Below are 24,158 nucleotides of genomic sequence, written 5' to 3' on the forward strand. Positions count from 1 at the left end.
TTTGGTTTTGCCAATTCGCAAGGAACACTGCGTCGCAGCTTTCTTGGTTTCTGTCGGTAAAGAAGTTGCGAAAGTTGTCTTTCACTGCGTTGAACCGTGACATCTTTTGGCTCTGGGATAAAGCCTTGATGAAATTTTAGGCAACCACAAGCAGAAATATCTCCAACGACCTATCGCTGGCAATTTTCTGAGGATCAGCTCGGTCTTCGTGACATTTTCGTGAAGCCACGCGAAATCCGAACAATCCTCCGTGCCCGAATGGCGACTGCATTCTGGCCTCGGACAAACCAAAAAATACGCGAATCAGTGACGTCATGTCAGCAATCCTTTGGTCCATTACATGTATCGCGCGGTTCAGAATACCACGGGTCAGATCACTGCGCTTTGCCAGGCTCTGTTGCACAGAGTTGAGCGCGCCGAGTAGTTCGGGTGATCGCATGGGCCTTTTCGTCAACACGCAGCTTCGACGATTGCAGTGGCATGACCGGCATAACCCCGAATATCCAGCACCTCTCCAAACGCATTGCAGAACATATCGAAGAACCTTCGAACGGTGACGACCCGGCTATTATCGCCCAAGCGGGCCGCTTTGGCGGCTGGTCGTTTTATGTTGAAAATGGCGTTCCAGCCTATGCCTACAACTGGTTGGGGATCGAGATACTTACCGTTTCGGCGTCCGAACCTGTGACCGAAGGTACTCATGAAGTCGTCCTCGATTTCGATTATGACGGTGGAAGCCCTGACAAAGGCGGGACGGCACCCTCTTTGTTGACGAGATACAGGTGGCGCAGGGCAGGACCGACCAGACGCAGGCCATCATCTTTTCGGCGGACGAAACAGCAGACATTGGCTTCGACCTTTCCACACCGGTGGCCAAAGCGAACGGCACCGAAGCAGCTTTGCGCTTTACCTGCAAGGTAATCTCGGTGACGGTGGCGGTTGAGTAAGATCGCTCTGAAAGAGGAGAGGCGTTCAGGCATCTGCCACAGCGGGTGCGTGGAACCATTGATGGAAACACGCTAATCATGACGACTGAAAGGCCTTCGGCACTGCTGAAGCTGGCGACGGGAATTGCTTTTGTGGCTATTCCCGCTGTTGTTTTGGCATTTATTTTTCAGGTAGAGTCGGACCGGCATTGCCATCTACATTTTCAAGTCGCTCGCCTCCTCGCTAACGATTTGTAGGATCCTGTTTCTCTGGATCTTTCCCGAAGGGCCCTTTGGAAGATCAATCAGAATATGAACTTTGTCAGGAGACTTGAAACGGCCTAGCTGGGACTCACAGATCTTTGACAAAGCTTGCGGCGTCAATTCAGAACCTTCTCGAATTTTGACCGCTGCCTCGACGGTTTCACCGTAGCTTTTGCAAGGGCGGGCAAAGGCCGCAGCTTCAACAACGTCGGGGTGTGAATAAAGCGCCTCGTCAATCTCACGAGGGGCTATATTCTCCCCTCCCTTAATGATCAGTTCTTTCAATCGACCGGTCACATAAACATACCCGTCCTGATCCATGCGGGCGAGATCTCCGGTCAGCAACCAGCCATCCGAAGTAAATGTGCCCGCAGTAGCATCCGGGTCATTGAGGTACTCCAGCATCACATTCGGACCGCGTATGACCAACTCACCTTCTGTTCCGGTAGGTACAGGCCGAAGTTCCGCGTCCAGAATTGCAACCTCATTTCCATATGCAATGCCGGGTGAACCAATCTTCCGAACGCCGGGGGGCAGCGGGTTTGACAGAATCTGAGCGGCAGTTTCCGTCAAGCCCATGGTTTCCACGATTGGGATTTCGAAACGATCCTCAAAGCCACGCTGCACGTCCGGCGCCAAGGCTGACGACGCAGAGCGCCCGAAACGCACGCGTTGCCGGGATTGCGCATCCGGACTAGTCTCAGAGTGCAGCAGGTGCGAGATAATGGTCGGCACGACCGAGAACCACGTTGCCTCGGCCTTTCCAAGATTGTCCCAGAACTTGCTGGAAGAAAATCGTTCGCACACGGCCAACGATCCGCCTGAGACCAGTGTTCCCATCACCGTCACGCAGAGCCCGTTAATATGATAGATCGGCAAGACGCAAAACCCGCGATCAGCCTCGGACAATTCATGGGCAATTTTGGTCGTCCAACCCCCTGCCAACAGGCTGGAATGTGTGTGGACCACCCCCTTGGGGCGACCGGTTGTTCCGGATGTATACATCAACAACGCGTGGCTATGAGGCGAGAGGCTATGCAGGTTACTGCCGGACTCAACGGCATCTGCCACCTTCAACTGTTTGATTTTCGCAGGATTGGCCGTTCGCCTGAACAGGTCCGTTTGATCGGAATGTACAAATCCATAGCATGCGCCGCTGTGTTCCAGCGCATAGGCAACGGCGCTGTCACCCGCGACAAGATTGATCATCGTGGCCCGAAACCCGCCATAGAGAACGCCAAAAAGGACCTCAAGCGCTTCCCGGCAATTGGGGTAGAGGATGGCGACGCTTTCTCCCTTCGCCACACCCCGTTCGGTCAACATGCTTGCGATGCGGCGAGCTGAGTCACGCAATTCACCCCAATTCAGGTCCCGCGCCCCGTCCGGGAAAACGAACCCGGTTCCCCCGCGGCTTGCCCGACGGTCAAGCCAGTCCCGGACGGTTCCCTTGGGTGGTTCGATCATTGCCCCGCCTCCGACCAATAGCCGCCAAATATCGCTTCCAATTCGGGCTCGCGCGGCGGCGTTTCACGGATGATCTTTGTCGTTTGAACGAAATGCCGCCAATGCAGATTGGTGTCGATGGAATTGCCTCCCCAACTGCCGCAGCCCATTGACAGCGAAAAGGGCATGCAGTTGGTGAAGCTGCCACCAGTGGCAAAGGTATGCGCCTGGTTTACAATGACCCGGCAGGTGGGCAGGTCACGACCCAACCCAACCGCGCGCGCGTCGTCGCTGGTATGGATTCCGACAGAATGCCCCGCGCCCTGGTGTTCCAGAATACGAGCCGCGATTACCTTGGCTTCTTCAAAATTTGCCGCTCGATAAAGCGCCAGAACCCGGCTGAGCTTTTCCCCCGACAAAGGATGATCCGGGCCAATTCCGTCAGTTTCCACGGCTAGGAACTTGGTCCCCTCGGGGACCTTATCCGCCATATCCAGTGCTTCAAGCATCTTGCCAGCGTCCTGCGCGATTACAGATCGGTTGAGATGCCCATCGGGCCACAGCCGTGCGATGATGTTTCCAGCCTCGGAAGATGGCACCAAGGCACCGCCTTCAACGGCGATCGCGGCGACAAAGGCGTCATAGACCGCATCTACAACAACCAGCGCATTTTCAGACGAGCAGGACGTCGCGTTGTCGAAGCATTTCGATGCCGTGATCTTGGAAGCAGCTGCGGCCAAATCTGCGGTTTCGTCCACAATCACCGTCACATTGCCCGCACCAACCGCCACTGCTGGCGTTCCACAGGATTGCGCGCGTTGGACGTTGTTCTGGCTGCCGGTACAGATCACGCGATCTACGGCTTCCATCAACCTTTGTGTCTTGGCCTTGGATCCGGGCGCAGGGATCATCTGGACCAGATCGCAATCGAGGCCGAGCTTGTCAAACTCTGAATGGATAAAAGCGATCAGCATCTCGCAGGAAGCGACTCCTTTGGGGGATGGTGCCACCACGATGGAGTTGCCTCCTTTGAGCGCATTGATGATATTGTTCGCCGGCGTCGCAGCGGGGTTGGTCGATGGAACCACAGCACCGATTACACCGATTGGACGTGCAATCTCGGTCATGCCGGTTGCTGGATTGTCGCTAATGATGCCGTGGGTTTTCACGTCAGCGATATCGCGCAACAAGCCCAGAGTCTTGCGGTGGTTCTTTGTAATCTTGTCCGGAACATTACCCAGACCGGTGGTCGCAACAGCGATTTCCGCCAGTGCCCGATTGCGTGTTGGCTCCATGATTGCCCATCCCGCCGCCAGCGCCGCCTTGTCGTACAGCGCCTGACTGCCGATTTCTTCAAAGGTCGCTTGGGCCTTGCGCGCATGCGCTACTATGCGATCAACTTCGTCGATCTCGGGGGAAACCCCTTCCTGAGCGTTCATCTCGGTCCTCGATTGTTTGATCGGGGCGGACCCACTCCGCCCCGTAGGGAGTTGACTGGTTCAGAGCCCAGCCAACAATTCGTTCAGTGTTTGCTGACGTTTCTCCCACATCTTGATCACTTCATCGCGTGTCATGATGTGCATGGGCGATCCGCCGGCTTCCATCTTTTTCATCACACGATCGTTGGCGAACATCTCGGGAACCGTTTCCGCAAGTTTCTCGATCACGTCAGGCGGCGTTCCCTTGGGCACCATCACGCCCCGGAAATTGACCGACGAGTTGTCGACATCGAGCCCCTGTTCCATCATGGTCGGCACGTCGGGCAGGAACGCGTTTCGCTCAAGATCTGCGACACCCAGGATTTTGACGTTGCCCGCCTCTTTTGCGCGGAACGCATCCGACAGGTTGTTTATACCACCCATGACTTCGCCAGCAATTACCGCTTTCATGGCCGCCGCGCCACCACCTTTGGTCGGGATATAGGCCATCGTTGTTCCTGCAGCCTTGTCGATTTGAAGAGCCGCAATGTGGTGACCAACAAAAAGCCCAGCCCCGGACACGGTCAGCTTGCCGGGGTTTTCCTTGGCATATGCGACAACACCTTCCATCGAGTTGAACGGGCTGTCCGCACCAACCACGAAGACAGCCGGGTCGGCGCCCCAGTTGGCGATGGGCTCAAAGCTGTCGACCGAATACTCGACCCCACCCTTAATAGATTGGGCGATGAAATGTGGAACATTGTAGGCAGCAAGCGTGTAGCCATCGGCGTCGGCCTGGGTTGCGAACCAGTTCCAACCCACACGCCCTCCGGCGCCCGGTTTGTTTATGATGGCGATTGGCATTCCCAGCGCGTCTTCATTCCCGGATGTCATGGTGACAATCCGCGCCTGAAAGTCGGTTGCGCCACCAGCGCCGTAACTGACCATCATCATGATTGGGCGTTCGGGATACTCCTCGGCAACCGCCGCGCCCGCCAGGCTCGTGAGGGCCAGTGCTGCCCCTGTAATCAACCGTTTCATTTGCGTTTCCTCCCTATTTTGGTTCATCCGCATCCCTTGCGGTCAGAACAGAAATTCCCTTGGTGTGTAGACTTGCAGAAGCATGGCAAAGAGCCCGTACATCACCGCCACAAAGATCGCTGTGATGACACCGCGCTTGACCCAGGTTTTGGCTTCGGAATGTGGGTCTGGATCGTAAATCGACAGCAGAATGAAAAACGCGATTGCCGTTGCTGTGTAGAACCCCAGCGATTTGGACGCCCAGAAGACATAGATAAGGATGACGAACAGGCCCGGCAGCATGTTGATGAACATCATGCGGGTCACGCCGTTGCCTACCTTGGACAATCCCATCAGCGCTTTGCCGAAGGTCCACCCTGCCAAAACCACAAAGACCGAAGCGATAAGACGCGGAAATAGAAATGCCTCGACCGGTTGCTGAGTAAAGCTGACCCAGGTTACCCAAAGTCCTACAGCAAAAACCAAACCCGACCCGATTATGTGTTGTGTGCGGTTCATGCCTGTGCCTCCTCTTTGGTGGTATAGCGCCGGTGGCGAAGTTCCATCCAAACCGAGTAGGCAATTGAGGCCAGTACAACGGCGATCAGCAGAAGATTCAATCCGCCCGTCAAGAAGTAAGAGGCTTTGCCGACGGTCGCGTCCGCGATCATTCCGCCCTGAATGAAGTTGGCTTCGGCAATCGGACCAAGGATCAATCCCAGAACCAACGGAGCAGCCGAGAATCCAAATCGTTCCAGAAAGAACATCCCGATGCCAAGGCACGCCATGACGTAAACATCCCCCATCGAACTCTGAACCGAGTAGGCGCCGAAGACCGAAAGGGCCAGAACAATGGCCGCCATGACCGATTGCGGCACCTGCGCGACACGCGCGGCCAGACCGGCAATGTATAGGCCGAAGACGCACATCAGGACCTGGCCGATCAGCATGGAGTTTATGAACGTCCACGCCACGTCCGGGTGGTTGTCGAACAGATCCGAGCCCGGGAAAATTCCGTGAATCAGCAGCCCGCCCAGCAAAACGGCTGCGGTTGGGCTACCCGGGATCGACAAGGTCAACAACGGTACCAGAGATGGGCCCACCATCGCATTGTTGGCGGACTCCGCGGCAATTACGCCCTCGGAATGACCCGTGCCGAACTTGTCCTTCTCGGCTGAAAACTTCTTACTCTGATCATAGGCAACCAGCCCGGCAATTTGCCCGCCAACGCCTGGGATCAGGCCAATGATGGAACCTGTCAGTGTGCCGATGCTTAGTGCTCGGGTACGGCTGAACAATTCTCGCAATGCGGCCATGATCGAATGGCGCTGTACTTCGATGACTTCAGCACCCGTGTCGTGGCGTCCCTTTGCAAACATCGTCAGCACCTGAGGGATCGCGAACAGACCGATCAGTGCCGCGATAATGTTGATGCCGCCGCCCAGTGCAGGGTGAAAGATAAAGCGTTGCGCGCCCATAATGTCGTCGAAACCGACTGTCGCCAGCCACAATCCGATACAACCCGATAGCAAACCTTTGACCACGGATGCAGAATCTAGCGTGCCGATCACAGTCACCCCTAAAATGGCCAGCCAGAACAGGTGTGAGGGGCCAAACGCCAGCGCCCATTTGGCCAAAACCGGTGTCAGAAAGATCAATAGGAGCACACCGAAGATGCCGCCAACCGCCGAGGCCAGAAACGACAGTTGCAGCGCCCGCGCCCCTTGTCCCTGCTTGGCCATGGTGTGGCCGTCCAGAGTGGTGGCAATATTGGCTGGAGCGCCTGGGATTTTCAGTAAAATTGCACTCACCGCGCCACCAGCAACGGTCGAGGTATAGGCGGCTCCCAGCAAGATCAGCCCCTGTGCGGCCTCAAGCTGGAAGGTGAACGGAATCAAAAGGGCAACCGCCATCGTTGGTGACAAGCCTGGTGTCGCGCCCAGGATCAGCCCTCCGATCGTGCCGCCCAAAAGCAGCAAGAACGACATCGGTGTGAACACATCCCCGAAGTAGTAAATGAATTCCATCCAGTGCCTCCCAACCCGTTTGTCTGCACTTTTGGTTTGTTGACAAATCAGGTTAGGGGATGAAAATAGTATTGCAAATGTTTTCATAAAATCGACCGGACAGGACGAAATTATGTCTAATTTTCAGCATGGTAAAGTCGATATCGTGGCAGTCGCAAAGGCCGCGAAGGTTTCACCGTCTACGGTTTCTCGTACCTTCAATCACCCTGATCTGGTCAGCCCTGCGACTCGCAAAAAGATCAACAGGGCAGTGCAGCGGCTCGGGTATATCCGCAATCGTGCCGCTCAAACAATGCATGGCAAACGGTCAGGAACGATTGGCCTGGTCGTACCAACTATCAACCATGCCATCTTCGCTGAGGTCATTCAGGCTTTTTCCGACTCTATCGACAAGGCAGGATTCAGCCTTCTACTGGCGTCGCACGGGTATGATCTAGATCGGGAATACGCGATGGTGCGCAAGTTTCTTGAACATCGCGTGGACGGCGTGGCATTGGTTGGCTTGGAGCATTCCGATGCCACCAATCGCTTGATCACGCAGCAGAAAATACCTGCACTTGCGATTTGGAACTACTCAAAGGATTCGGATCTTCCTTGTGTCGGGGCCGACAACCAGTTGGCCGGCCGTCTCGCAACAGAGCATCTGCTGGCCCTAGGGCATCGTGACATTGGGCTGATCTTTCCAAAGACCAATGGTAATGACCGCGCGCAACATCGACTTTCCGCTGTGCACGAAGCGCTACAAAATATGGGTGTCTCCGTTCCGGGCGAGCACGAATCTGAAGCTCCTTACAGCGTTTCGCAGGCCAAGCAGGCTGCGCTGAACCTTTTGGCGGAAACATCTCGACTTACGGCTTTGTTATGTGGAAATGACGTCATAGCGCAGGGCGCTTTGTTTGCGGCCCAGAAACTGGGGTTGAACGTTCCCGGCGATCTTTCAATAATGGGCATCGGAGATTTCAAGGGATCAGCTGATGTTGAGCCGGGGCTCACCACCATTCGAATCCCCGCCGAAGCCATCGGTAAACTCGCAGGTGACAAGTTCACCGATTACATTACGTCAGATGAGTCGGAACATTTTAAAATTTGCTGCGAGCTGGAGTGTGTTGTTAGAGGAACAACAGGTCCAGTGTCAGTATAATAGTCGGCATTGCCAACTTGTTTGCACATTCTGAACGGGGGTGTCGCAAACTATGAGGCCCGGTTGACGAACATGCGCGATTTGACGTTTTTCCTGTCGAATAGTTCGTTAACAGATTTCTACATGATCTCATTAAAAGGCTGCCATCTCCTCAAAGATGCAGTTTTGTACGCTGGGTACATCTATCAGTTCTGACACTAGTCCGACCCTGCGATAACAACTTCGATTTCATTTTTGTCGAGCATGGCCAGGATGTTGGCAGGAGGAACGCGGTCCGTATACAAAACATCAATTCCGGCCATGTTATGGAGAGATATCGGGGCCCGCTTGTTGAATTTTCCGCTGTCGGCTACGACGATGCGCACCTGCGCATTTTCAGCCGCAGCACGCGCGATATTGGCCTCTTCAAGATCATGAAGCATGAAGCCCAAATCGCCATTCACGGCTCCAACTGAGAACACTGCCAGCTGTACGTTGAAACGCTTCACAAGATCTAATGCCTCTGCACCGAAAGCGCCCCCATCATGGGCGCGCAGTTCTCCGCCCGCCAGAAACACCCGGTTGTTGTTGTGCTTTGACAACGTGTAAGCGACGAAAACCGAATTTGTAACTACAAACAGGTCTTTGTGTTTCCGTAGCGCGAGCGCGACGTAGGCGGTCGTCGAACCGATATCCAGAAATAGGGAATCCCCGTCGCTAATTGTATTTGCGACTGCCCGGGCTATTGCTTCTTTCGCATGTGCTTGCGTTCCCAAACGGTTTTCAAAGGGTGGCTCTATGGCGTCTTCGCTAAGATGTACGCCGCCATGCACCTTCCGCACGATCTTGCGCTCTTCCAGCGCCTTGACGTTGCGCCGGATCGTTTCATTGGAAACATTCAGTTTTTGAGCCAGGAGGCTGACCCTGCACGACCCGCCCGCATGTTGCAGCTCGCGAAGGATTTCTTCTTCGCGCTGATTTGTGGTTTTTCGTGGCTTTAACATGCGACCTCCTGAAAGGGGGATACGGCAGTCATCCCAATAAAACAATATTACGTCCAATACAGTGCCGTTCGGGGCTTTTTGTGTGAATTATAACGAATATTCGTGGCGAAGTGTGGTTTTTATTGACGTAGTTGTCAGATTGGCGCAGCATGGAAGTGTAATAAACGAAAAACACTCAAAAAGCCACATTCAGGGAGCACAACATGATCAGGAAATTCAATGCACTACACGCAATGGCATTAGTCGCTGGCGTAACTGCTTCGGCTTCTTGGGCCGCCGAATCGACGGACCCAATCAAACTGACGTTGCATGATTGGTCAGGGCAGCTGATCAACACCAAGATAATGGGATCAATCCTGCAAGAGGCCGGATACAACGTTGAGTATGTACAGGCAGACTATATCGCTCAGTTTGCGGGCCTGAAGACAGGTGATCTACATCTGGCAATGGAAATCTGGGAAACCACCGGGCGTGAAGCGCTGGACGAAGCCACCGCCTCTGGCAATGTGGTGAACGTTGGTGAAACCGGTCTGATGGCGATCGAAGAATGGTGGTACCCGACTTACATGAAAGACCGCTGCCCCGGCTTGCCAAACTGGGAAGCTCTGAAAGACTGCGCAGGGGAATTTGCCACGGCTGAAACCTCGCCAAATGGGCGCTATGTCGGCGGACCCGTGACCTGGGGCGGTTTCGACGAAGAACGCGTCGAAGCGTTAGAGCTGGAGTTTGAAGTTGTCCACGCAGGCACGGATGCTGCGCTTTTTGCAGAGCTGGAATCCGCATATCAGCGCGAAGATCCGATCATGCTGTGGGTCTATGTTCCGCACTGGGCCCCGGCCAAATATGACGGTGAATTCGTGGAGTTTCCGCCATACTCGGCCGAGTGCTACAGCGACCCGTCCGTCGGTGTGAACCCGGCCTTGGCCTATGATTGCGGAAAACCGCGCGGTCCGATCTGGAAGGCTGCTTGGTCTGGCCTGCAAGAAAAGTGGCCGGGCGCGTATGACATCATCGAAGCCTATAACATCAATAACGACGAGATGAGCGCCATGGTCGGCAAAGCCGATCTGGACGGTGTGGATATTGATGCAGTTGTCGCGGATTGGATGGAGACGAACAAGGACCGTTGGTCTGGCTGGATCTCTAAATAATCTGCTTGGCCGAAGCGGTTACCCCGCTCTCCTCTACCGCTTCGGTCTTTTTCCGTCTTAGTCCCGGACACCACTGATGACCCCCACAACAAAACTGTCCTGCCGAAACGTTTGGAAGCTTTACGGTCCAAACGCCGAGACCCTTCTGGCGCAAAATCCGAACCCATCGGCAGATGACATTCGAAATGCGGGTGTGATCGGAGCGGTACGCAACGCCAATATTGAAATCGTTGAAGGTGAAATCTTCATCATTATGGGCCTGTCCGGTTCAGGCAAATCAACCCTGGTTCGTTGTCTATCCAGGTTGATCGAACCCACGAGCGGAGAGGTTCTGTTCGACGACGCCGACCTGCTGCGCGCCAGCGAGAAAGAAATGATTGAAATCCGTCGGCACAAGATGGGCATGGTGTTTCAGCATTTTGCCCTGCTACCGCACCTGACCGTATTGCAGAATGTGATGTTCCCCCTGACTATTCAGGCTACGCCCAAACACGAAGCCGACGCAAAGGCGAGAGACGTGGTGGAACTGGTCGGCCTGAAAGGGCGCGAGGACTACTATCCACGAGAGCTCTCGGGTGGTCAGCAACAGCGTGTGGGCATTGCTCGATCGTTGGTGACAGAGCCCGATCTTTGGTTTCTGGACGAGCCTTTTTCGGCCCTCGATCCGCTGATCCGGCGCGAAATGCAGGATGAATTTCTGCGACTCCAGGAACGGTTGCATAAGACTATTGTCTTTATCACACACGACTTTGAAGAAGCCGTTCGCTTGGCCGACCGCATCGCCATTATGAAAGATGGTGAAGTCATCCAGATCGCCACCCCGGAAGAACTGGTGATGAATCCAGCGACAGAATATGTGGCTGAATTCACGCGCCATATTCCGCGCTCCAAGGTTTTGACGGTTGGTGGTGTAATGACCGTCGGCGCTGCAGGTGAAGGTGAGCCCATTGTGCAATCGACCCGCGTCTCGACCGTGGCGGAACGGATCATCGCCGCAGATGCACCAATTCCCGTGACAGACAGCAATGGTCTGGTTATTGGCGCCATTGATCGCAAGGCTGTGGCCCATGTGCTATTCGGTGAAGGGGACGCGGTATGAGCCGCCTGTCCCGCAGTCAGCTCATCATTCTGCTGCTTGTCGGACTCACGATCCTGCTGGGGTATTTCGGCAGCAACCTGGGAAAAGCGCTCGATGCGCGTTGGATCACCAAATTCCCGTCAGCTTGGGTCGTCCCGTTCAAAACTTATATCTCATCTGCAATGTCCTGGCTGATCGAGGATGCTGCAATCGGCCCAGTTTCGTTCACCGACGTTACCCGCGCTGCTGCTTGGTTGATAGAACAGCCCTATGACCTTGTCTTGTCCCTGCTGGCCGAGGGTTTTGTCACCGGGCAAGGCAACGATGCGCAAGTCATCCTACCTGCGATCAGCTGGATTGTGGTTATCACCGCCGTAATAGCTTTGGGACAGTATTGCCGGGACTGGGGGTTGGCGGCGTTGGTCGGCGGCTGTTTCACTTATCTGGCCGTTTTTGGCCAGTGGGACAGCGCGATGGTAACGCTTGCCTCCGTCCTGATTGCGGTGCCGATTGGCGCGGGCGGCGGGCTGTTGTTGGGGATATTGGCCTATCGCCACCTGACTTTCGATCGCATCATCTCGCCCATTCTGGACCTGATGCAGACAATCCCGATCTTTGCCTATCTGGTACCAATTCTGTTCATGTTCGGCTTTGGACCGATTTCGGCGCTTGTTGCAACTATCATCTATGCGACACCACCCATGGTGCGGATCACCACGCTTGCCTTGAGAGCCGTCGACCCCGAGATTTTGGACTTCGGGCGCATGGCAGGCACGACGCAAAAGCAGTTGATGTGGCGCGTTTTGGTTCCTTCCGCCAGCCACAGTCTGATGGTAGGCGTCAATCAGGTGATCATGCTGACGCTGAACATGGTCATCATTGCCTCGATGATCGGGGCCGGAGGATTAGGGTTTGACGTCCTTGCCGCGCTGCGCCGGCTGGACATCGGCGCTGGGTTCGAGGCCGGTATTGCCATTGTAGTTCTGGCCATTGCTGTCGATCGCCTAAGTCAGGCTTTTGCCGAGCGTATGGGGCAGGTACATCACGAGCTCCCCGGCTCGTGGATCACCCGCCATCGCCGGACAGTTCTGGTAATGATCCTGCTGATTTTGACCTGGGTTCTGGGACAGTTCTCACCCCTGTTGCTGGAATATCCTGAAAGCCAGACGATCACCACTGGCGGGTTCTGGGATGACACGGTCAAATACCTGAACATCAATTATTTTGACACGTTCGAGGCGATCAAGATCTTCTTCCTGACGTGGTTCATGATCCCGATCAAAACGGTTTTGCTGGGAATCCCATGGCCTTGGGCCATTGCCATGCTGACCTTGCTGGGTTGGCACGCAGGGGGCTGGCGGCTGGCGCTGCTGTGCGGAGGACTGGCGTCGCTGATCCTCGTGTCAGGACTGTGGGCCAAGGCAATGGTGACAGTTTATCTCTGCGGAGCCTCTGTGTTTCTTGCTACCCTGATCGGTGTTCCACTGGGTGTTGTGGCTGCACTGAACAAACGCGCCGGGACGGTGATCAACCTGTTGATTGATACGCTGCAGACATTGCCCAGCTTTGTCTATCTGATCCCGGTTGTGATGCTGTTTCGCGTCGGCGATTTCACTGCGCTGATTGCCATAGTCCTTTACGCGCTGGCCCCGGCCGTACGTTATGCGGCCCATGGCGTGCGCTCGGTCAGTGAGGAATTGATCGAGGCCGGATTGGTCTCTGGGTGCACACGCACGCAACTCCTGCGCCATATTCGCTTGCCCATGGCCCTGCCCGAAATCCTTTTGGGTATTAACCAGACCATCATGCTGGCGCTGTCCATGCTGGTTATCACCGCCCTCGTTGGCACTCGCGACCTAGGGCAGGAAGTCTACATTGCCCTGACAAAGGCTGACACTGGTCGAGGTCTGGTGGCAGGGCTGTCTATCGCATTCATTGCCATCATCGCTGATAGGCTGATCAACGCAAGCGCTCGTCAGGCACGCATCCGCTTTGGAATGGAGAGTTGATATGACCCAATCCGACCTGATGACCCGCATTCGCAAGCTACCGATCTGGCAGGGCGAAATCAAAGCCACCCCGTTGACGGGTGGGATTACAAATGTGAACTACAAGGTCACTGACAGCAGTGGATCCTATGTGGTGCGTGTCGGTGACGACATCCCTTTGCACCAGGTGATGCGCTTCAACGAACTGGCTGCCAGTAAGGCCGCCCATGCTGCAGGTCTGTCACCCGCTGTAGTGTTTTCGTCCAACGAATTAACAGTGCTGGAATTCGTCGAAAGCCGCACTCTGACCGAAGAAAACGTACGCGACCCCAGTATGCTGCCTCGAGTGCTGGAGCTCGTGAAAGCTTGCCACCTTGAGGTGCCCAAGCACCTGCGCGGCCCGTCGCTGGTGTTCTGGGTCTTTCATGTCATCCGCGACTATGCCGCCACCCTCACCGATCGTGGAAGTTCGCATAAAGGCCTGATCCCTGAACTTGTGCGAATTGGAAATGATCTGGAAGCCGAGGCCGGGCCGTACGACATCGTGTTTGGCCATAACGACCTGCTTTGCGGCAACTTTCTGGACGATGGCACCCGCCTGTGGCTGATCGATTTCGACTACGCGGGCTTCAACTCGCCATTGTTTGATTTGGGTGGGCTGGCCTCGAACAACTCTCTTTCCAATGAACAAGAGGACTGGGTTCTGGAAACCTACTTTCAGGCACCCGTCACCGACCAATTGCGTCATCGCTATACGGCGATGAAATGCGCCTCGCTGCTTCGTGAAACCATGTGGAGCATGGTGTCCGAGATCACCTCGGATATCGACTTCGACTACGCAGCCTACACAAGTGAAAATCTCGCGCGGTTTCGCACGGCCCTGACCGATTACAAAAACACCTGAGGACAGATATGACCGACCTTCCAAATACAGCCAAAGCCGTCATCATCGGCGGCGGCATCATCGGCTGCTCGACCGCCTATCACCTTGCTAAGCTGGGTTGGACCGACACGGTGCTGCTGGAGCGCAAAAAGCTGACTTCGGGCACCACATTCCATGCTGCCGGTCTGGTGGGGCAGCTGCGTTCGAACGCGAATATCACTCAGCTGCTGGGATATTCAGTCGATCTGTACAACAAGATTGAAGAAGAAACCGGTCTGGGAACGGGTTGGAAAATGAATGGTGGTTTGCGCCTTGCCTGCAACGAGGAACGCTGGACCGAGGTCAAACGGCAAGCCACCACAGCCCATTCCTTTGGTCTGGACATGCAGCTGCTAACCCCGAAGGAAGCGCAGGATCTTTGGCCGCTGATGGATATCGGTGACGTCATCGGCGCGGCGTTCCTGCCCACCGATGGGCAAGCAAACCCCTCGGACATTACCCAGGCGCTGGCCAAGGGAGCGCGCATGGCAGGCGCGAAGATATTCGAGGATACCAAGGCCACCGATCTTGAAATCGAGAACGGCAAGATCCGCGCCGTAATCACTGAACATGGCCGTATCGAATGCGAAAAGGTGATCGTGTGTGCCGGTCAGTGGACGCGCGACTTTGCCGCCAAGTTCGGTGTGAATGTGCCGCTGGTGCCAATGGAACATCAGTACATGGTCACAGAACCATTTGGTGTACCCGGTGATCTGCCTACCCTGCGGGATCCCGATCGGCTGACCTATTACAAGGAAGAAGTTGGTGGGCTCGTCATGGGCGGTTATGAGCCGAACCCAATCCCATGGGCGGTGAATGGCATACCTAAAGATTTCCACTACACCTTGCTCGACAGTAACTTCGACCATTTCGAACAGATCATGGAGTTGTCGCTGGGCCGCGTGCCAGCGTTGGAGACCGCGGGGATCAAGACCCTGACCAATGGTCCCGAAAGCTTCACTCCGGATGGCAACTTCATTGTTGGTGAAGCACCAGAGCTGAAGAATTTCTTTGTTGGTGCTGGTTTCAACGCCTTTGGCATTGCTTCTGGCGGTGGCGCCGGAATGGTGCTGGCAGAATGGGCCGCCAAGGGCGAGCCGCCCTTTGACCTGTGGTCCGCCGACATTCGCCGTTTTGGCCGCCCGCATTTCGACACCGATTGGGTCCGCACCCGAACAGTCGAAGCATATGGCAAACACTACACTATGGCCTGGCCTCATGAAGAACACGAGTCCGGCCGCCCCTGCCGCAAGTCACCGCTGTACGATACGCTTATGGATCAGGGCGCTTGCTTTGGAGAAAAACTGGGTTGGGAGCGTCCAAACTGGTTTGCCGACGCATCGCTGGGTGAAACGCCCAAGGACGAATACAGCTTTGGTCGCCAGAACTGGTTCGCTGCCGTTGGTCGTGAACACAAAGCGGCCCGAGAAGCGGCAGTGCTGTTCGATCAAACATCATTTGCCAAATTCGCGCTGAAAGGCCCGGACGCCTTGGCGGCGATGAACTGGATTTGTGCCAATGATGTGGACAAACCGGTGGGAGCGCTGGTCTATACCCAGATGCTCAATGACAAGGGCGGAATTGAATGCGACCTGACCGTGGGCCGTGTAGCGCATGATGAATTCTACATTGTCACTGGTACGGGCTATGCCACCCACGATTTTGACTGGATCAGCCGAAATATTCCGGACGGGCTGAACTGCCAGCTGTTCGATATCACCTCCTCGAACGCAGTGTTGTCGCTGATGGGGCCAAAAGCACGAGATATTCTGGCGGCAGTTACCCGTGATGATGTCTCGAATGACGGGTTCAGGTTTGGCACAATCCGGACAATCGGCATCGCGGGTTGCCCGGTCAAGGCGCTGCGGGTGACATATGTGGGCGAGCTTGGCTGGGAACTGCACTTGCCTGTCGAATACGCGCAAACAGTCTATTCTGCGCTGATTGAAGCAGGGCAACCGCAAGGGCTGGTTAATGCGGGCTACCGCGCAATTGAATCTCTTCGGTTAGAAAAGGGTTACCGCGCCTGGGGGTCTGATATCGGGCCTGATCACACGCCGTTTGAAAGCGGTCTGGGATGGGCTGTGAAACTGCGCAAAAACATAAACTTCAAGGGTCGCGCGGCAAGCGAGAAGCAAAAGGCCGAGGGCGTCAAAAAGATGCTGGCCTGCTTCACCGTCGACCCCGATGTGGTGCTGTTGGGCCGCGAAACAATATACCGGGATGGAGAACGGGTGGGTTGGCTAACGTCGGGAGGCTATGGCTATACAACCGGCAAATCCATCGGTTACGGCTATGTCCGAAATCAGGGCGGCGTCGATGCAGATTTTGTTACGTCCGGCACGTATGAGTTGGAGGTTGCGACCCAACGTGTCTCCTGCGACGTGACACTTCAACCGCTTTACGATCCCAAAATGGACCGTATCAAATCGTAAGATAAACTCCTGTTACCTTGATGAGGTTGGGGCAAATGTGTCCCAACCTCAATACCTCGGGAAACGTGGTTATTTTCCAGGTAAACCGAGAGGTGTCTCGGCAGGATTTACCGCCCAGATCACCAGGTTTCTGGCAGATTTGGAGTGCACGAGCACTTTGTTTCCAGTTCGCGCCGCGCAAAAGTCAAATACCCCGCCAGACTACATGCTCTGGAGAGGCACAAGTCAGATGTTCAACTGCATGGATGACTTTGTTCGGTCCATTGCAACGAATGTTCTGAACTTTCGGATGTTCTTGTTCGAAAAGAACAACCGTTGGGTAAGCTTTTCATATTCGGACATATCTCGAACGATAACGATCAGAACAAAATCCACTTCACCAGTAACATAGTAGCATTGCTGAACCTCAGGGGCAGCATAGAAGCTTTTCTTGATTTCATCGATTTTTCCGCCAGTCTCGGTTTTTAGTTCGACTTCGACGAAAATGGTCAGCGGCAATCCCACGGCTGCCGGATCAATATGCGCTGACTGCGCGGCAATGACGCCCTCCGCCTCCATGCGTTTGATCCTCCGCTGCACGCTGGGCGCAGACAGATTCACGCTTTCACCGATTTGACGGTGCGGCACCGTATTGTCCTGCTGCAACACCCTAAGAATCGCGAGATCGAAGCTATCCAGACTTCCTGATAAATATTTTTGTTTCACGGCGACCTCATGCAAGTTTGCTTCAAAATTACCAGCAATTCAGAGCGAAAACATCACTGACATTGAATTATATTTGCACCAACAATGGAAGGACCACAAATGCTCGCAAACTTTGAGACAGTCGGAATTGAAAGCCATACAGCCAAGCCAGGCTTTGGCCATGCCGCCACAGCCACCTTACCCCGCGAGGGATTTGACCTCGCACAGAGGGAAATTCAAAGCTGGAGTGGGTACGAAAGAGCGCCAATGCCGTCTCTTCAAGGTCTAGCCGAAGCACTGGATCTGGGCGCAGTCTATTACAAGCATGAAGGGTTAAGATTTGGCTTGGGCAGTTTCAAAGCACTTGGCGGCGCTTATGCGGTTCTGCGAGTATTACAGCGCGAATTAACCAAAAAGACAGGCCGTGAAGTCACTGCCGATGAGATCCGAAACGGCACCCATACTGCCGGAATTGCAGACATAACCGTCATTTCGGCGACAGATGGCAATCACGGTCGTTCAGTGGCTTGGGGTGCCCAGCGCTTCGGCGCGCCATGCCGAATTTACATTCACAAAGAAGTAAGCGCATTCCGCGCCGACGCAATGCGCCAGCTGGGGGCCGAAGTGATCAGGGTTGATGGAGATTACGACGCTTCCGTGGCACAGACCCGGACCGATGCAGCGGCACACGGTTGGTTGATTGTTTCAGATACTTCCTGGCCCGGTTACACTCAGGCACCTCTTGATGTCATGGCTGGTTACGGGGTCATGGCGCGCGAGATCGTGCAGGATTTGGCTTTGCCACCCACTCATGTCTTCCTTCAAGGCGGCGTTGGAGGCTTAGCGGCTGCCGTCACCGCGGTATTCCTCCAGGAATGGGAGCGGAATGCGCCGCGCGTCATCGTGGTCGAACCTGAATTGGCCCCCTGCCTTTTTGCAAGCGCCCAGGCAAATCGGCCTACAGCCGTCGAAGTAGGCGAAGAAACCATAATGGCTGGGCTATCCTGCGGCGCGCCGTCCGAATTGGCATGGAACGTTTTGGAAGAGGCCGCCAGCGGTTTCATGAAAATCCCTGACCAGCTTGTGGCACCGGCCGTCCGCCTATTGGCAAACGGCGCTTTCGGAGATGAGCCAATCGAAGCCGGAGAAAGCGCCGTGGCCGGTCTGATTGGCTTGATCTGCGCGTCGATGCGCACCGACTTGCGAAAACAATTTCAAATTACGCCGCGATCCCGAGTGATGTTGATCGGGTCAGAGGGCGTCACAGATCCGCATGTTTTCGACCGGATCATGAATGATAGCAACTGACTTGCGGAAATGACCCGGCGTGGTATTCCCCCTTGGTGGAAGCCGCGCCCGGCTTCCACCTTCCGGCCACGCCGCAGGAGTTTACCGCTGTCCGGCCTGCAAGATACGCCTTTGTTCTTGGCCAATCATGCAGGTTCACTTCCTTTCGACAGTGAACCGCGTTCCCCAAGGGTCTGTCAGCTCTTGCGGTTGCAATACAGTCCCATCCGTCAACAGCACGATCTCATCCAAGCCGCTGCTGTCAGTTGGACGAGCTTTTGCACCATTGCTGTTCCAGACGTTGCCTGCAAAGTGATGGTGGTACCCACCCGAACTGTAGAACCCTGCTGAACCTTCGTGCAGCATGCGATCCTGCGCTAGATGTCGTGTCATGAATTCGTCGACCGCATTGATATCCCCGACCTGTAGGTGGACATGTCCGACCACCATATTTTCCGGAGCCCCGGACCAGTCTTGACGGGCCGCACCTGCAATGGCCTCCAGGTCCAGATGATGCGAGCCCATGCGGATATACTCTCCATCCATCTGCCATGTTTCAACAGGCCGGTCGGCGTAGATTTCGATCCCATTGCCTTCTGGATCGTTTAGATACAGCGCCTCGCTGACGTCGTGATCCGCCGCCCCGGTCAAAGGGATGCGGTTTTGTGCAGCATAGATCAGCCAGCGTCCCAGGTAATCGCGGTCCGGCATCAGAAAAGCTGTATGGAAAAGACCCGCCGCATGCGGATAGCGCCGCGCACCACGGTCTTGGCGCAACTCGAGCAGAACGTTGTTTCCTGCGCCCAGTTTCAGGGTTTCGCCATCCCGCGCCAATTCCTCAAGGCCAAGCACTTGTTGGTAAAAGGTCCCAACAGTGTCCAGATTGTTCACAATCAGTGCCACACGGCCGATTGACACGGGGGCTTCGCTGCTTCTCATGCCATAGGCTCCTTTTCTGAGTTTCGAAACCCCCTTCCCATCAACCGCGCTGGCGTAGGCCCGCGTTCCCAGCATATCAGCGATCATCGCTGTACCGGCGGCGGCAGTCAAACCTCCGGCCATCCTGTTTAGAAATCCTCGCCTGTGCACATTGCCGGGTTTGACGGTCATGGGGTTTCTCCTGATCCTCAATACTCGAACACGCCGTTGGCGTTTGCGGATTCTCCGGTCTGCGCTTCTTCGATGTCCCAATGCTCTACGATGAAACCATTGTCATCAAAGCGGAAGAAATCGAAAAATCCGATGCCCAGATCGCCCTCAATGTCGAGGTTGGTCTGCTTCGAATGAACCAGCACCATGTCACCCATCGCAATAGTCTTGGCAATTTCTGTTTTTAGGCGCACGTTATCAGCAGCGAGACCGGTCAAGTATTCTGCCAGAGCATCGCGCCCATCCGGCACGCTCGGGTTGTGCTGTATATAGTTCTCGGAGGAGATATACGCTTCGACCGCTGATAGATCACTTGGGTTTTCAAAGCTTTTCAGAACGGCGATGGCACGTTCACGGTTCTGCTCGATATTCTGATCGGAATAAACATCTGCGTTTGGCCCCAGAAACATGGTGTTTTCATTCGCCGCGCTATCGGGGACCTGCTGGTAGTGGTCCCAGTGTTCGACCAGTTTTCCGTCCTCGGCGCGCCAGACATCAACATAGACGTACTGGTCTCCGTTGCTGCCGGTCCAGACAGAATGGATTGCAACATAGGAACCCTCAGCAAGCACGCGGTAGAGATCCACCTGCACATCAGGATCGGCAGTCAGTTCACCGGCAACGGCCTTGATCAACTCAACCGGCCCGTCGCCATATGCGGTGGCATGCTGAACATAGGTATCGCCGATGTACTTCCCGAAATTGTTGAGGTTCCGGTAAACCAAAACATCCCGATAGAACCCTTCGGCCAGTTTGATCGAGGCCTGGGTTTGTGCGTCAATGCTTAGCTTATCAGCATGGAGCGGAGTGGAAAGCGCCATAACCACAGCGGTTGCAGCAAAGAGGACGGATTTTCTAAACGGCATGGGTTTACCTTTTCGGTTGCATGTGGCGACCAGATAGAGATTTTCATTGATGAAAATAACAGAAAGAATAACCATATAACTCATGAAGAAAAACGATAATAAGGAACTCGGCGTCCGTTTGATACGCATGTTTGCCGCGGTCTATGACACAGGTTCGATCACGGCGGCGGCCAGACGTCTGGAGGTCACACAATCCACTGTCAGCCATGGATTGAACCGGCTACGCGGAATTGTGAAAGATGAGCTGTTTGTCCCTATGGGGCGCGGTATCTCTCCTACGCCGCGCGCAGCCCAGTTGTTTGCACAAGCGCAACATATTCTGGAGGCAGTGGACGCATTTACAGAACCCGCGCAATACGAGCCTCGTGATGACAGCGGCCAGTTTGTAATCGCCGCCAATGATTATGAGACCGAAATCGTGCTGAAACCCTTATTTCACGCGTTGCGACACCGCGCACCGAAGGTACAATTGCGCATTTGGCGCGCGCAGTCGCAACAAGACTGGGCCGAACTACTTCGCAACGGGCAGGTAGATCTGGTGCTGGCGCCCGAGCTTACCGGAACCGAAGCCGACTTGATGCAGAAACTGATCCTGACCGACAATGATCTTTGCTATTTCGACCCTGACCACGTGACTGCTCCTGATACAATCGCGGCTTATTGCGCGTTGCCCCACGCGGTCATGATGCCCGGGCAACACGAACTTACCGCTATCGATTTGGCGCTCAGCCACCTGGAAAGGCACCGCCGCATCTCAGTGACGCTGCCTGGTTTCTCGGCAATCGCCTCTCTTATTCGCGGGACCAATACTATTGCGACTATGCCTGCGCGGTTAAAGGACAATATCTTTGCCGGCTTTGCTCATTGCAGCCCACCCGTCGACCTGCCACCCGATAGAATTGCGCAGATCTGGCACATGCGCCAGGCAGCGTCACCTCGCCACCAATGGCTCCGCGCGCTCATCTCGGAGATAGCGACCGCCCGATGAAGGGGCAAAGGAACTTTGATTGCCATCTCTGAGATGGCGCGCAAAAGACGTGGTCCGCCGCATGCGGACCCTCCTTCCGACAACCGGAACCGATATCCTAACTCCGAAAGCGGAACGTTCACTGGAAACTTCCTGGCAGATCAACCGCCAGAAATTCATACAGCCCCTTGGACGTGCCGATGTGCACCGCGCTGGCGACCTGCCCATGTCTTCCAACAAACATGCTGAAGTCTCGCAGTGGGGCCTTAAGGCGATGTGTTCGACATGCTCCCCAATCTCGCGCGCGTATCTTCTTTTACGTCGCCCATCGCCATGCGCGCAAAGGCTTGCCGCCAGCCAGGGGCGAGGTCTGTCAGATTTGCGAGGGCTTCGGCATCCATGCGGGAAACTCGTCGTGTCAGGCGGGCGCGGGTCACGTGCTGCACGCTCCAGTCCGGATTGCGCCTTTCAATCAACGTTATTCGATCTCCTGCTTCGACCTCACCGGTTTCCAGAACACGGTAGTACCACCCAGTGCGACCCGTTTTCTGAAACAGGTAGGGCATCCTTTCATTTCCGGTGTGCAGTCCCAGTTTCCAGCAGGGCTGACGGCCCTGGCTGATTTGAACGATTGCCGTGCCCAGCCTCAGGATGTCGCCAATGCACAGATTTTCCTCAGTCAAACCGGTTGTTGAGATGTTTTCACCAAATGCTGCAGGCTTTGCGCCGGGGGGCAGCTGCCCCTCTCTCTGCCAATCCGCATAGTGATCCTGCGCATAATGGTGAATGGCTTTTTCTGCACCGCCATGCACGGTCAGGTCCGCCTGTGCATCATCTGAAAATCCAGTAAGCGAAATGACCTGACGGCCAGACACCCGGTCCTTCTGAATGGCAGAGGGCGGCTTTGCCTCCCAGCGGTTCGTGACACAACCCAGGAAAATGCCACCTATTACTGTCGATAGTTCAGGAAGGGTCATTCAGGCCTCTTTGTGTTCAATACATATCTTTTCTTCTTCGCCACGCTCGAGGCTCACTTCCAGCAAGCTGCAGAAGCCATTTTCCTGACCTTTCTTATGATAGGCGCAGGTCATGCATTTCCCGAACGAGTGACCACCGTTCGCTGCCAATGCCAACATCAAGCTCTGAAGCAGACCATCCTTGAGAGACACCTGAACGCTGGAGGGCAGATTGCCGATGGCGTCAGCAATCGGATTGGCCTCTGTCAAAACAGAGGCGCCCGCCTTGGACAGTTCGTACGAGATCGACCGCTGGTCAGATTTTTGTCGGTGCTCGGCAGCGTATCCCTTGCGCACAAGCGCTTTCAGTGTCTGGGACATCGTTCCGCGGGTTGTCCCAAGGTACTCAGCGACATGTGACGGTGAACGGGAAAACTGATTTGCCTCGGAAAGGTACTCCAGCGCCGCCCTTTGTGTCGGGTTCAGGTCGCCCGTCCAGCCCGCAGCGGAATCTATCCGGGCAAGACGGTTGATAAGGATACGAATACTGTGGGCGGTTCTCATGCCCAACAAGTAGCGAGTCGAAATTAAAGTTGCAATATGTTTCTCCGTTTGGTAGCGAGTCGATATCACTTTACCGGAGATAAGAAATGACACTCACCTGGAAATCACTTGCTGCAGTTGTGATCGGAGCTTCGTCCGCCGTCGCAGAAGGCGATCACGCGATACATCAGGAGGGGGCTGTTGTCTCTCCCGCTGATGTCGCCAAGGTGGCCGACTTTGACATCCTTGCAGCGCATGCGCATCGCAACGGCAATACCATTACGTTCCACATGACCACCAATGGTACTGCCGGGGCATCGGTGCCGGCAGGAACCGGGGCAGTAGGAGGGTCAGACGTCTGGTCCTATGTGTGGCCTACATCCCTGGATACGTCTGCAGTAGGTTTCGAAGGCGGCGCCGGCATCTTGGCAATGGCTGCAACCAGCCACCCGGATTTTGACGACACCCCGCTGTTTGATGAAAACGGCGATGGCGACCCAGCCAACGACGGTATCGAATGGCACAGCCACTGGGTTGTTCTCGCCCCGACCGAAACTTGCGGCCCGGGCGCCCTTGCAGTGCGCGATATCCCTGAAGGGACGACGCCAAAGCTTCCTGCAACCTGGCCTGGATTCCCAATCTTCCTGGACAGCCCAGGGTTCACACCGCTGTTCGATGGTCCGGAAATTCAAGTCAAAGCCGGATTTTCCAACGACGTTCAGTTGGAAGGCATCGCTTATGATGGCGTAACCTCTGCTCTGCGGGTAAACGCCAACATTCACGCTCCGCTATTGTGCGTCACGGATGTTTTCGACATTGCCTCGGGCGACCTGAGCCTACCGGGCAAGCTTCAGTAACGATGTCAGCCGGTCGTCTCAGGCAGGCGGCCGACCTCTGAACAGGAGAGATC

At 55.2% G+C, this 24,158-nt stretch carries 22 protein-coding genes; 10 read left to right on the forward strand and 12 right to left on the reverse strand.

From position 1 onward, the window contains the following. Nucleotides 1-450 precede the first annotated feature (450 nt). A complete protein-coding gene (locus ACR0CE_RS13780) occupies nt 451-702 on the reverse strand; it encodes a hypothetical protein (RefSeq protein WP_480832977.1) in 252 nt (83 codons plus the stop codon). An 80-nt stretch (nt 703-782) separates the two neighbouring features. On the opposite strand from ACR0CE_RS13780, the gene ACR0CE_RS13785 reads away from it, so the two are divergent. Further along, on the forward strand, nt 783-947 hold the full coding sequence (locus ACR0CE_RS13785; RefSeq protein ID WP_480832979.1) for a hypothetical protein: 165 nt from the start codon (nt 783-785) through the stop codon (nt 945-947). A gap of 195 nt (nt 948-1,142) precedes the next feature. Here the strand turns inward: ACR0CE_RS13785 and ACR0CE_RS13790 are convergent, their stop codons facing one another. The 5 genes from ACR0CE_RS13790 to ACR0CE_RS13810 are packed head-to-tail and all read right to left on the reverse strand — an operon-like array spanning nt 1,143 to nt 7,098. Further along, the gene (locus ACR0CE_RS13790; protein WP_480832981.1) at nt 1,143-2,654 is read right to left on the reverse strand and encodes a class I adenylate-forming enzyme family protein; all 1,512 of its coding nucleotides are present in this window, start codon (nt 2,652-2,654) and stop codon (nt 1,143-1,145) included. After that, a complete protein-coding gene (sauS, locus tag ACR0CE_RS13795) occupies nt 2,651-4,072 on the reverse strand; it encodes an acylating sulfoacetaldehyde dehydrogenase (protein ID WP_480832983.1) in 1,422 nt (473 codons plus the stop codon). Before sauS ends, ACR0CE_RS13790 begins: the two co-directional genes overlap by 4 nt. A gap of 60 nt (nt 4,073-4,132) precedes the next feature. Beyond that, on the reverse strand, nt 4,133-5,092 hold the full coding sequence (locus ACR0CE_RS13800; protein ID WP_480832984.1) for a Bug family tripartite tricarboxylate transporter substrate binding protein: 960 nt from the start codon (nt 5,090-5,092) through the stop codon (nt 4,133-4,135). 42 nt (nt 5,093-5,134) lie between these two features. Then, nucleotides 5,135-5,590: a tripartite tricarboxylate transporter TctB family protein gene (locus tag ACR0CE_RS13805; RefSeq protein ID WP_480832985.1), complete on the reverse strand. Its 456-nt coding sequence runs from the start codon at nt 5,588-5,590 to the stop codon at nt 5,135-5,137. After that, nucleotides 5,587-7,098: a tripartite tricarboxylate transporter permease gene (locus ACR0CE_RS13810; RefSeq protein WP_480546023.1), complete on the reverse strand. Its 1,512-nt coding sequence runs from the start codon at nt 7,096-7,098 to the stop codon at nt 5,587-5,589. The genes ACR0CE_RS13805 and ACR0CE_RS13810 overlap by 4 nt, the downstream gene beginning before the upstream one ends. Nucleotides 7,099-7,210: 112 nt before the next feature. Between ACR0CE_RS13810 and ACR0CE_RS13815 the strand changes: the two genes are divergently transcribed. Then, nucleotides 7,211-8,239: a LacI family DNA-binding transcriptional regulator gene (locus ACR0CE_RS13815; protein WP_480559048.1), complete on the forward strand. Its 1,029-nt coding sequence runs from the start codon at nt 7,211-7,213 to the stop codon at nt 8,237-8,239. Nucleotides 8,240-8,436: 197 nt separating this feature from the next. On the opposite strand, the gene ACR0CE_RS13820 is transcribed toward ACR0CE_RS13815, so the two are convergent. Beyond that, nucleotides 8,437-9,222, reverse strand: a complete 786-nt coding sequence (locus tag ACR0CE_RS13820; protein WP_480483469.1) for a DeoR/GlpR family DNA-binding transcription regulator — start codon at nt 9,220-9,222, stop codon at nt 8,437-8,439. Nucleotides 9,223-9,425: 203 nt separating this feature from the next. Here ACR0CE_RS13820 and ACR0CE_RS13825 point away from each other — a divergent pair, with 203 nt between their 5' ends. The 5 genes from ACR0CE_RS13825 (at nt 9,426) to ACR0CE_RS13845 (ending at nt 16,796) form a co-directional block, all read left to right on the forward strand. Further along, nucleotides 9,426-10,373 (forward strand): ABC transporter substrate-binding protein, encoded by a 948-nt coding sequence (locus ACR0CE_RS13825; RefSeq protein ID WP_480488010.1) that lies wholly within the window; start codon nt 9,426-9,428, stop codon nt 10,371-10,373. A gap of 76 nt (nt 10,374-10,449) precedes the next feature. After that, nucleotides 10,450-11,472, forward strand: coding sequence for a quaternary amine ABC transporter ATP-binding protein (locus tag ACR0CE_RS13830; protein WP_480546022.1), 1,023 nt, complete (start codon nt 10,450-10,452; stop codon nt 11,470-11,472). Next, nucleotides 11,469-13,460, forward strand: coding sequence for an ABC transporter permease (locus ACR0CE_RS13835; RefSeq protein WP_480773824.1), 1,992 nt, complete (start codon nt 11,469-11,471; stop codon nt 13,458-13,460). Before ACR0CE_RS13830 ends, ACR0CE_RS13835 begins: the two co-directional genes overlap by 4 nt. A 1-nt stretch (nt 13,461) precedes the next feature. Then, on the forward strand, nt 13,462-14,343 hold the full coding sequence (locus tag ACR0CE_RS13840; RefSeq protein ID WP_480832986.1) for a phosphotransferase: 882 nt from the start codon (nt 13,462-13,464) through the stop codon (nt 14,341-14,343). An 8-nt stretch (nt 14,344-14,351) separates the two neighbouring features. After that, nucleotides 14,352-16,796, forward strand: a complete 2,445-nt coding sequence (locus ACR0CE_RS13845; protein ID WP_480488003.1) for a GcvT family protein — start codon at nt 14,352-14,354, stop codon at nt 16,794-16,796. A 225-nt stretch (nt 16,797-17,021) separates the two neighbouring features. Here ACR0CE_RS13845 and ACR0CE_RS13850 read toward each other — a convergent pair whose 3' ends face one another. Further along, entirely contained in the window at nt 17,022-17,516 is a 495-nt protein-coding gene (locus ACR0CE_RS13850; RefSeq protein WP_480488002.1) for an Lrp/AsnC family transcriptional regulator, read from the reverse strand. A gap of 84 nt (nt 17,517-17,600) precedes the next feature. Here ACR0CE_RS13850 and ACR0CE_RS13855 point away from each other — a divergent pair, with 84 nt between their 5' ends. Continuing rightward, nucleotides 17,601-18,788 (forward strand): diaminopropionate ammonia-lyase, encoded by a 1,188-nt coding sequence (locus tag ACR0CE_RS13855; protein WP_480833016.1) that lies wholly within the window; start codon nt 17,601-17,603, stop codon nt 18,786-18,788. 135 nt (nt 18,789-18,923) lie between these two features. Here the strand turns inward: ACR0CE_RS13855 and ACR0CE_RS13860 are convergent, their stop codons facing one another. Beyond that, nucleotides 18,924-19,877, reverse strand: coding sequence for a VOC family protein (locus ACR0CE_RS13860; protein WP_480832987.1), 954 nt, complete (start codon nt 19,875-19,877; stop codon nt 18,924-18,926). A 17-nt stretch (nt 19,878-19,894) separates the two neighbouring features. Next, on the reverse strand, nt 19,895-20,911 hold the full coding sequence (locus ACR0CE_RS13865) for a nuclear transport factor 2 family protein (protein ID WP_480832988.1): 1,017 nt from the start codon (nt 20,909-20,911) through the stop codon (nt 19,895-19,897). Between ACR0CE_RS13865 and ACR0CE_RS13870 the strand changes: the two genes are divergently transcribed. Further along, nucleotides 20,910-21,770, forward strand: a complete 861-nt coding sequence (locus ACR0CE_RS13870; protein WP_480616762.1) for a LysR family transcriptional regulator — start codon at nt 20,910-20,912, stop codon at nt 21,768-21,770. The genes ACR0CE_RS13865 and ACR0CE_RS13870 overlap by 2 nt on opposite strands. 245 nt (nt 21,771-22,015) lie before the next feature. On the opposite strand, the gene ACR0CE_RS13875 is transcribed toward ACR0CE_RS13870, so the two are convergent. Next, nucleotides 22,016-22,726: an MOSC domain-containing protein gene (locus ACR0CE_RS13875; protein WP_480832989.1), complete on the reverse strand. Its 711-nt coding sequence runs from the start codon at nt 22,724-22,726 to the stop codon at nt 22,016-22,018. Next, nucleotides 22,727-23,269 carry a MarR family winged helix-turn-helix transcriptional regulator gene (locus ACR0CE_RS13880; protein ID WP_480588122.1) on the reverse strand — a complete coding sequence of 181 codons (543 nt, stop codon included), beginning with the start codon at nt 23,267-23,269 and terminating at the stop codon, nt 22,727-22,729. An 86-nt stretch (nt 23,270-23,355) separates the two neighbouring features. On the opposite strand from ACR0CE_RS13880, the gene ACR0CE_RS13885 reads away from it, so the two are divergent. Then, entirely contained in the window at nt 23,356-24,105 is a 750-nt protein-coding gene (locus ACR0CE_RS13885) for a hypothetical protein (protein WP_480483495.1), read from the forward strand. Nucleotides 24,106-24,158 lie beyond the last annotated feature (53 nt).

This window comes from Ruegeria sp. L11, from assembly GCF_056531755.1.

What these genes read in the sequence shown, in the direction of transcription:
- ACR0CE_RS13810 (WP_480546023.1), bottom strand. Translation starts at nt 7,098, where the DNA reads ATGGAATTCATTTACTACTTCGGGGATGTGTTCACACCGATGTCGTTC.
- ACR0CE_RS13825 (WP_480488010.1), top strand. Translation starts at nt 9,426, where the DNA reads ATGATCAGGAAATTCAATGCACTACACGCAATGGCATTAGTCGCTGGC.
- ACR0CE_RS13840 (WP_480832986.1), top strand. Translation starts at nt 13,462, where the DNA reads ATGACCCAATCCGACCTGATGACCCGCATTCGCAAGCTACCGATCTGG.
- ACR0CE_RS13830 (WP_480546022.1), top strand. Translation starts at nt 10,450, where the DNA reads ATGACCCCCACAACAAAACTGTCCTGCCGAAACGTTTGGAAGCTTTAC.
- ACR0CE_RS13815 (WP_480559048.1), top strand. Translation starts at nt 7,211, where the DNA reads ATGTCTAATTTTCAGCATGGTAAAGTCGATATCGTGGCAGTCGCAAAG.
- ACR0CE_RS13800 (WP_480832984.1), bottom strand. Translation starts at nt 5,092, where the DNA reads ATGAAACGGTTGATTACAGGGGCAGCACTGGCCCTCACGAGCCTGGCG.
- ACR0CE_RS13845 (WP_480488003.1), top strand. Translation starts at nt 14,352, where the DNA reads ATGACCGACCTTCCAAATACAGCCAAAGCCGTCATCATCGGCGGCGGC.
- ACR0CE_RS13855 (WP_480833016.1), top strand. Translation starts at nt 17,601, where the DNA reads ATGCTCGCAAACTTTGAGACAGTCGGAATTGAAAGCCATACAGCCAAG.
- ACR0CE_RS13820 (WP_480483469.1), bottom strand. Translation starts at nt 9,222, where the DNA reads ATGTTAAAGCCACGAAAAACCACAAATCAGCGCGAAGAAGAAATCCTT.
- ACR0CE_RS13880 (WP_480588122.1), bottom strand. Translation starts at nt 23,269, where the DNA reads ATGAGAACCGCCCACAGTATTCGTATCCTTATCAACCGTCTTGCCCGG.
- ACR0CE_RS13860 (WP_480832987.1), bottom strand. Translation starts at nt 19,877, where the DNA reads ATGACCGTCAAACCCGGCAATGTGCACAGGCGAGGATTTCTAAACAGG.
- ACR0CE_RS13805 (WP_480832985.1), bottom strand. Translation starts at nt 5,590, where the DNA reads ATGAACCGCACACAACACATAATCGGGTCGGGTTTGGTTTTTGCTGTA.
- ACR0CE_RS13870 (WP_480616762.1), top strand. Translation starts at nt 20,910, where the DNA reads ATGTTTGCCGCGGTCTATGACACAGGTTCGATCACGGCGGCGGCCAGA.
- ACR0CE_RS13780 (WP_480832977.1), bottom strand. Translation starts at nt 702, where the DNA reads ATGAGTACCTTCGGTCACAGGTTCGGACGCCGAAACGGTAAGTATCTC.
- ACR0CE_RS13875 (WP_480832989.1), bottom strand. Translation starts at nt 22,726, where the DNA reads ATGACCCTTCCTGAACTATCGACAGTAATAGGTGGCATTTTCCTGGGT.
- sauS (WP_480832983.1), bottom strand. Translation starts at nt 4,072, where the DNA reads ATGAACGCTCAGGAAGGGGTTTCCCCCGAGATCGACGAAGTTGATCGC.
- ACR0CE_RS13885 (WP_480483495.1), top strand. Translation starts at nt 23,356, where the DNA reads ATGACACTCACCTGGAAATCACTTGCTGCAGTTGTGATCGGAGCTTCG.
- ACR0CE_RS13790 (WP_480832981.1), bottom strand. Translation starts at nt 2,654, where the DNA reads ATGATCGAACCACCCAAGGGAACCGTCCGGGACTGGCTTGACCGTCGG.
- ACR0CE_RS13835 (WP_480773824.1), top strand. Translation starts at nt 11,469, where the DNA reads ATGAGCCGCCTGTCCCGCAGTCAGCTCATCATTCTGCTGCTTGTCGGA.
- ACR0CE_RS13865 (WP_480832988.1), bottom strand. Translation starts at nt 20,911, where the DNA reads ATGCGTATCAAACGGACGCCGAGTTCCTTATTATCGTTTTTCTTCATG.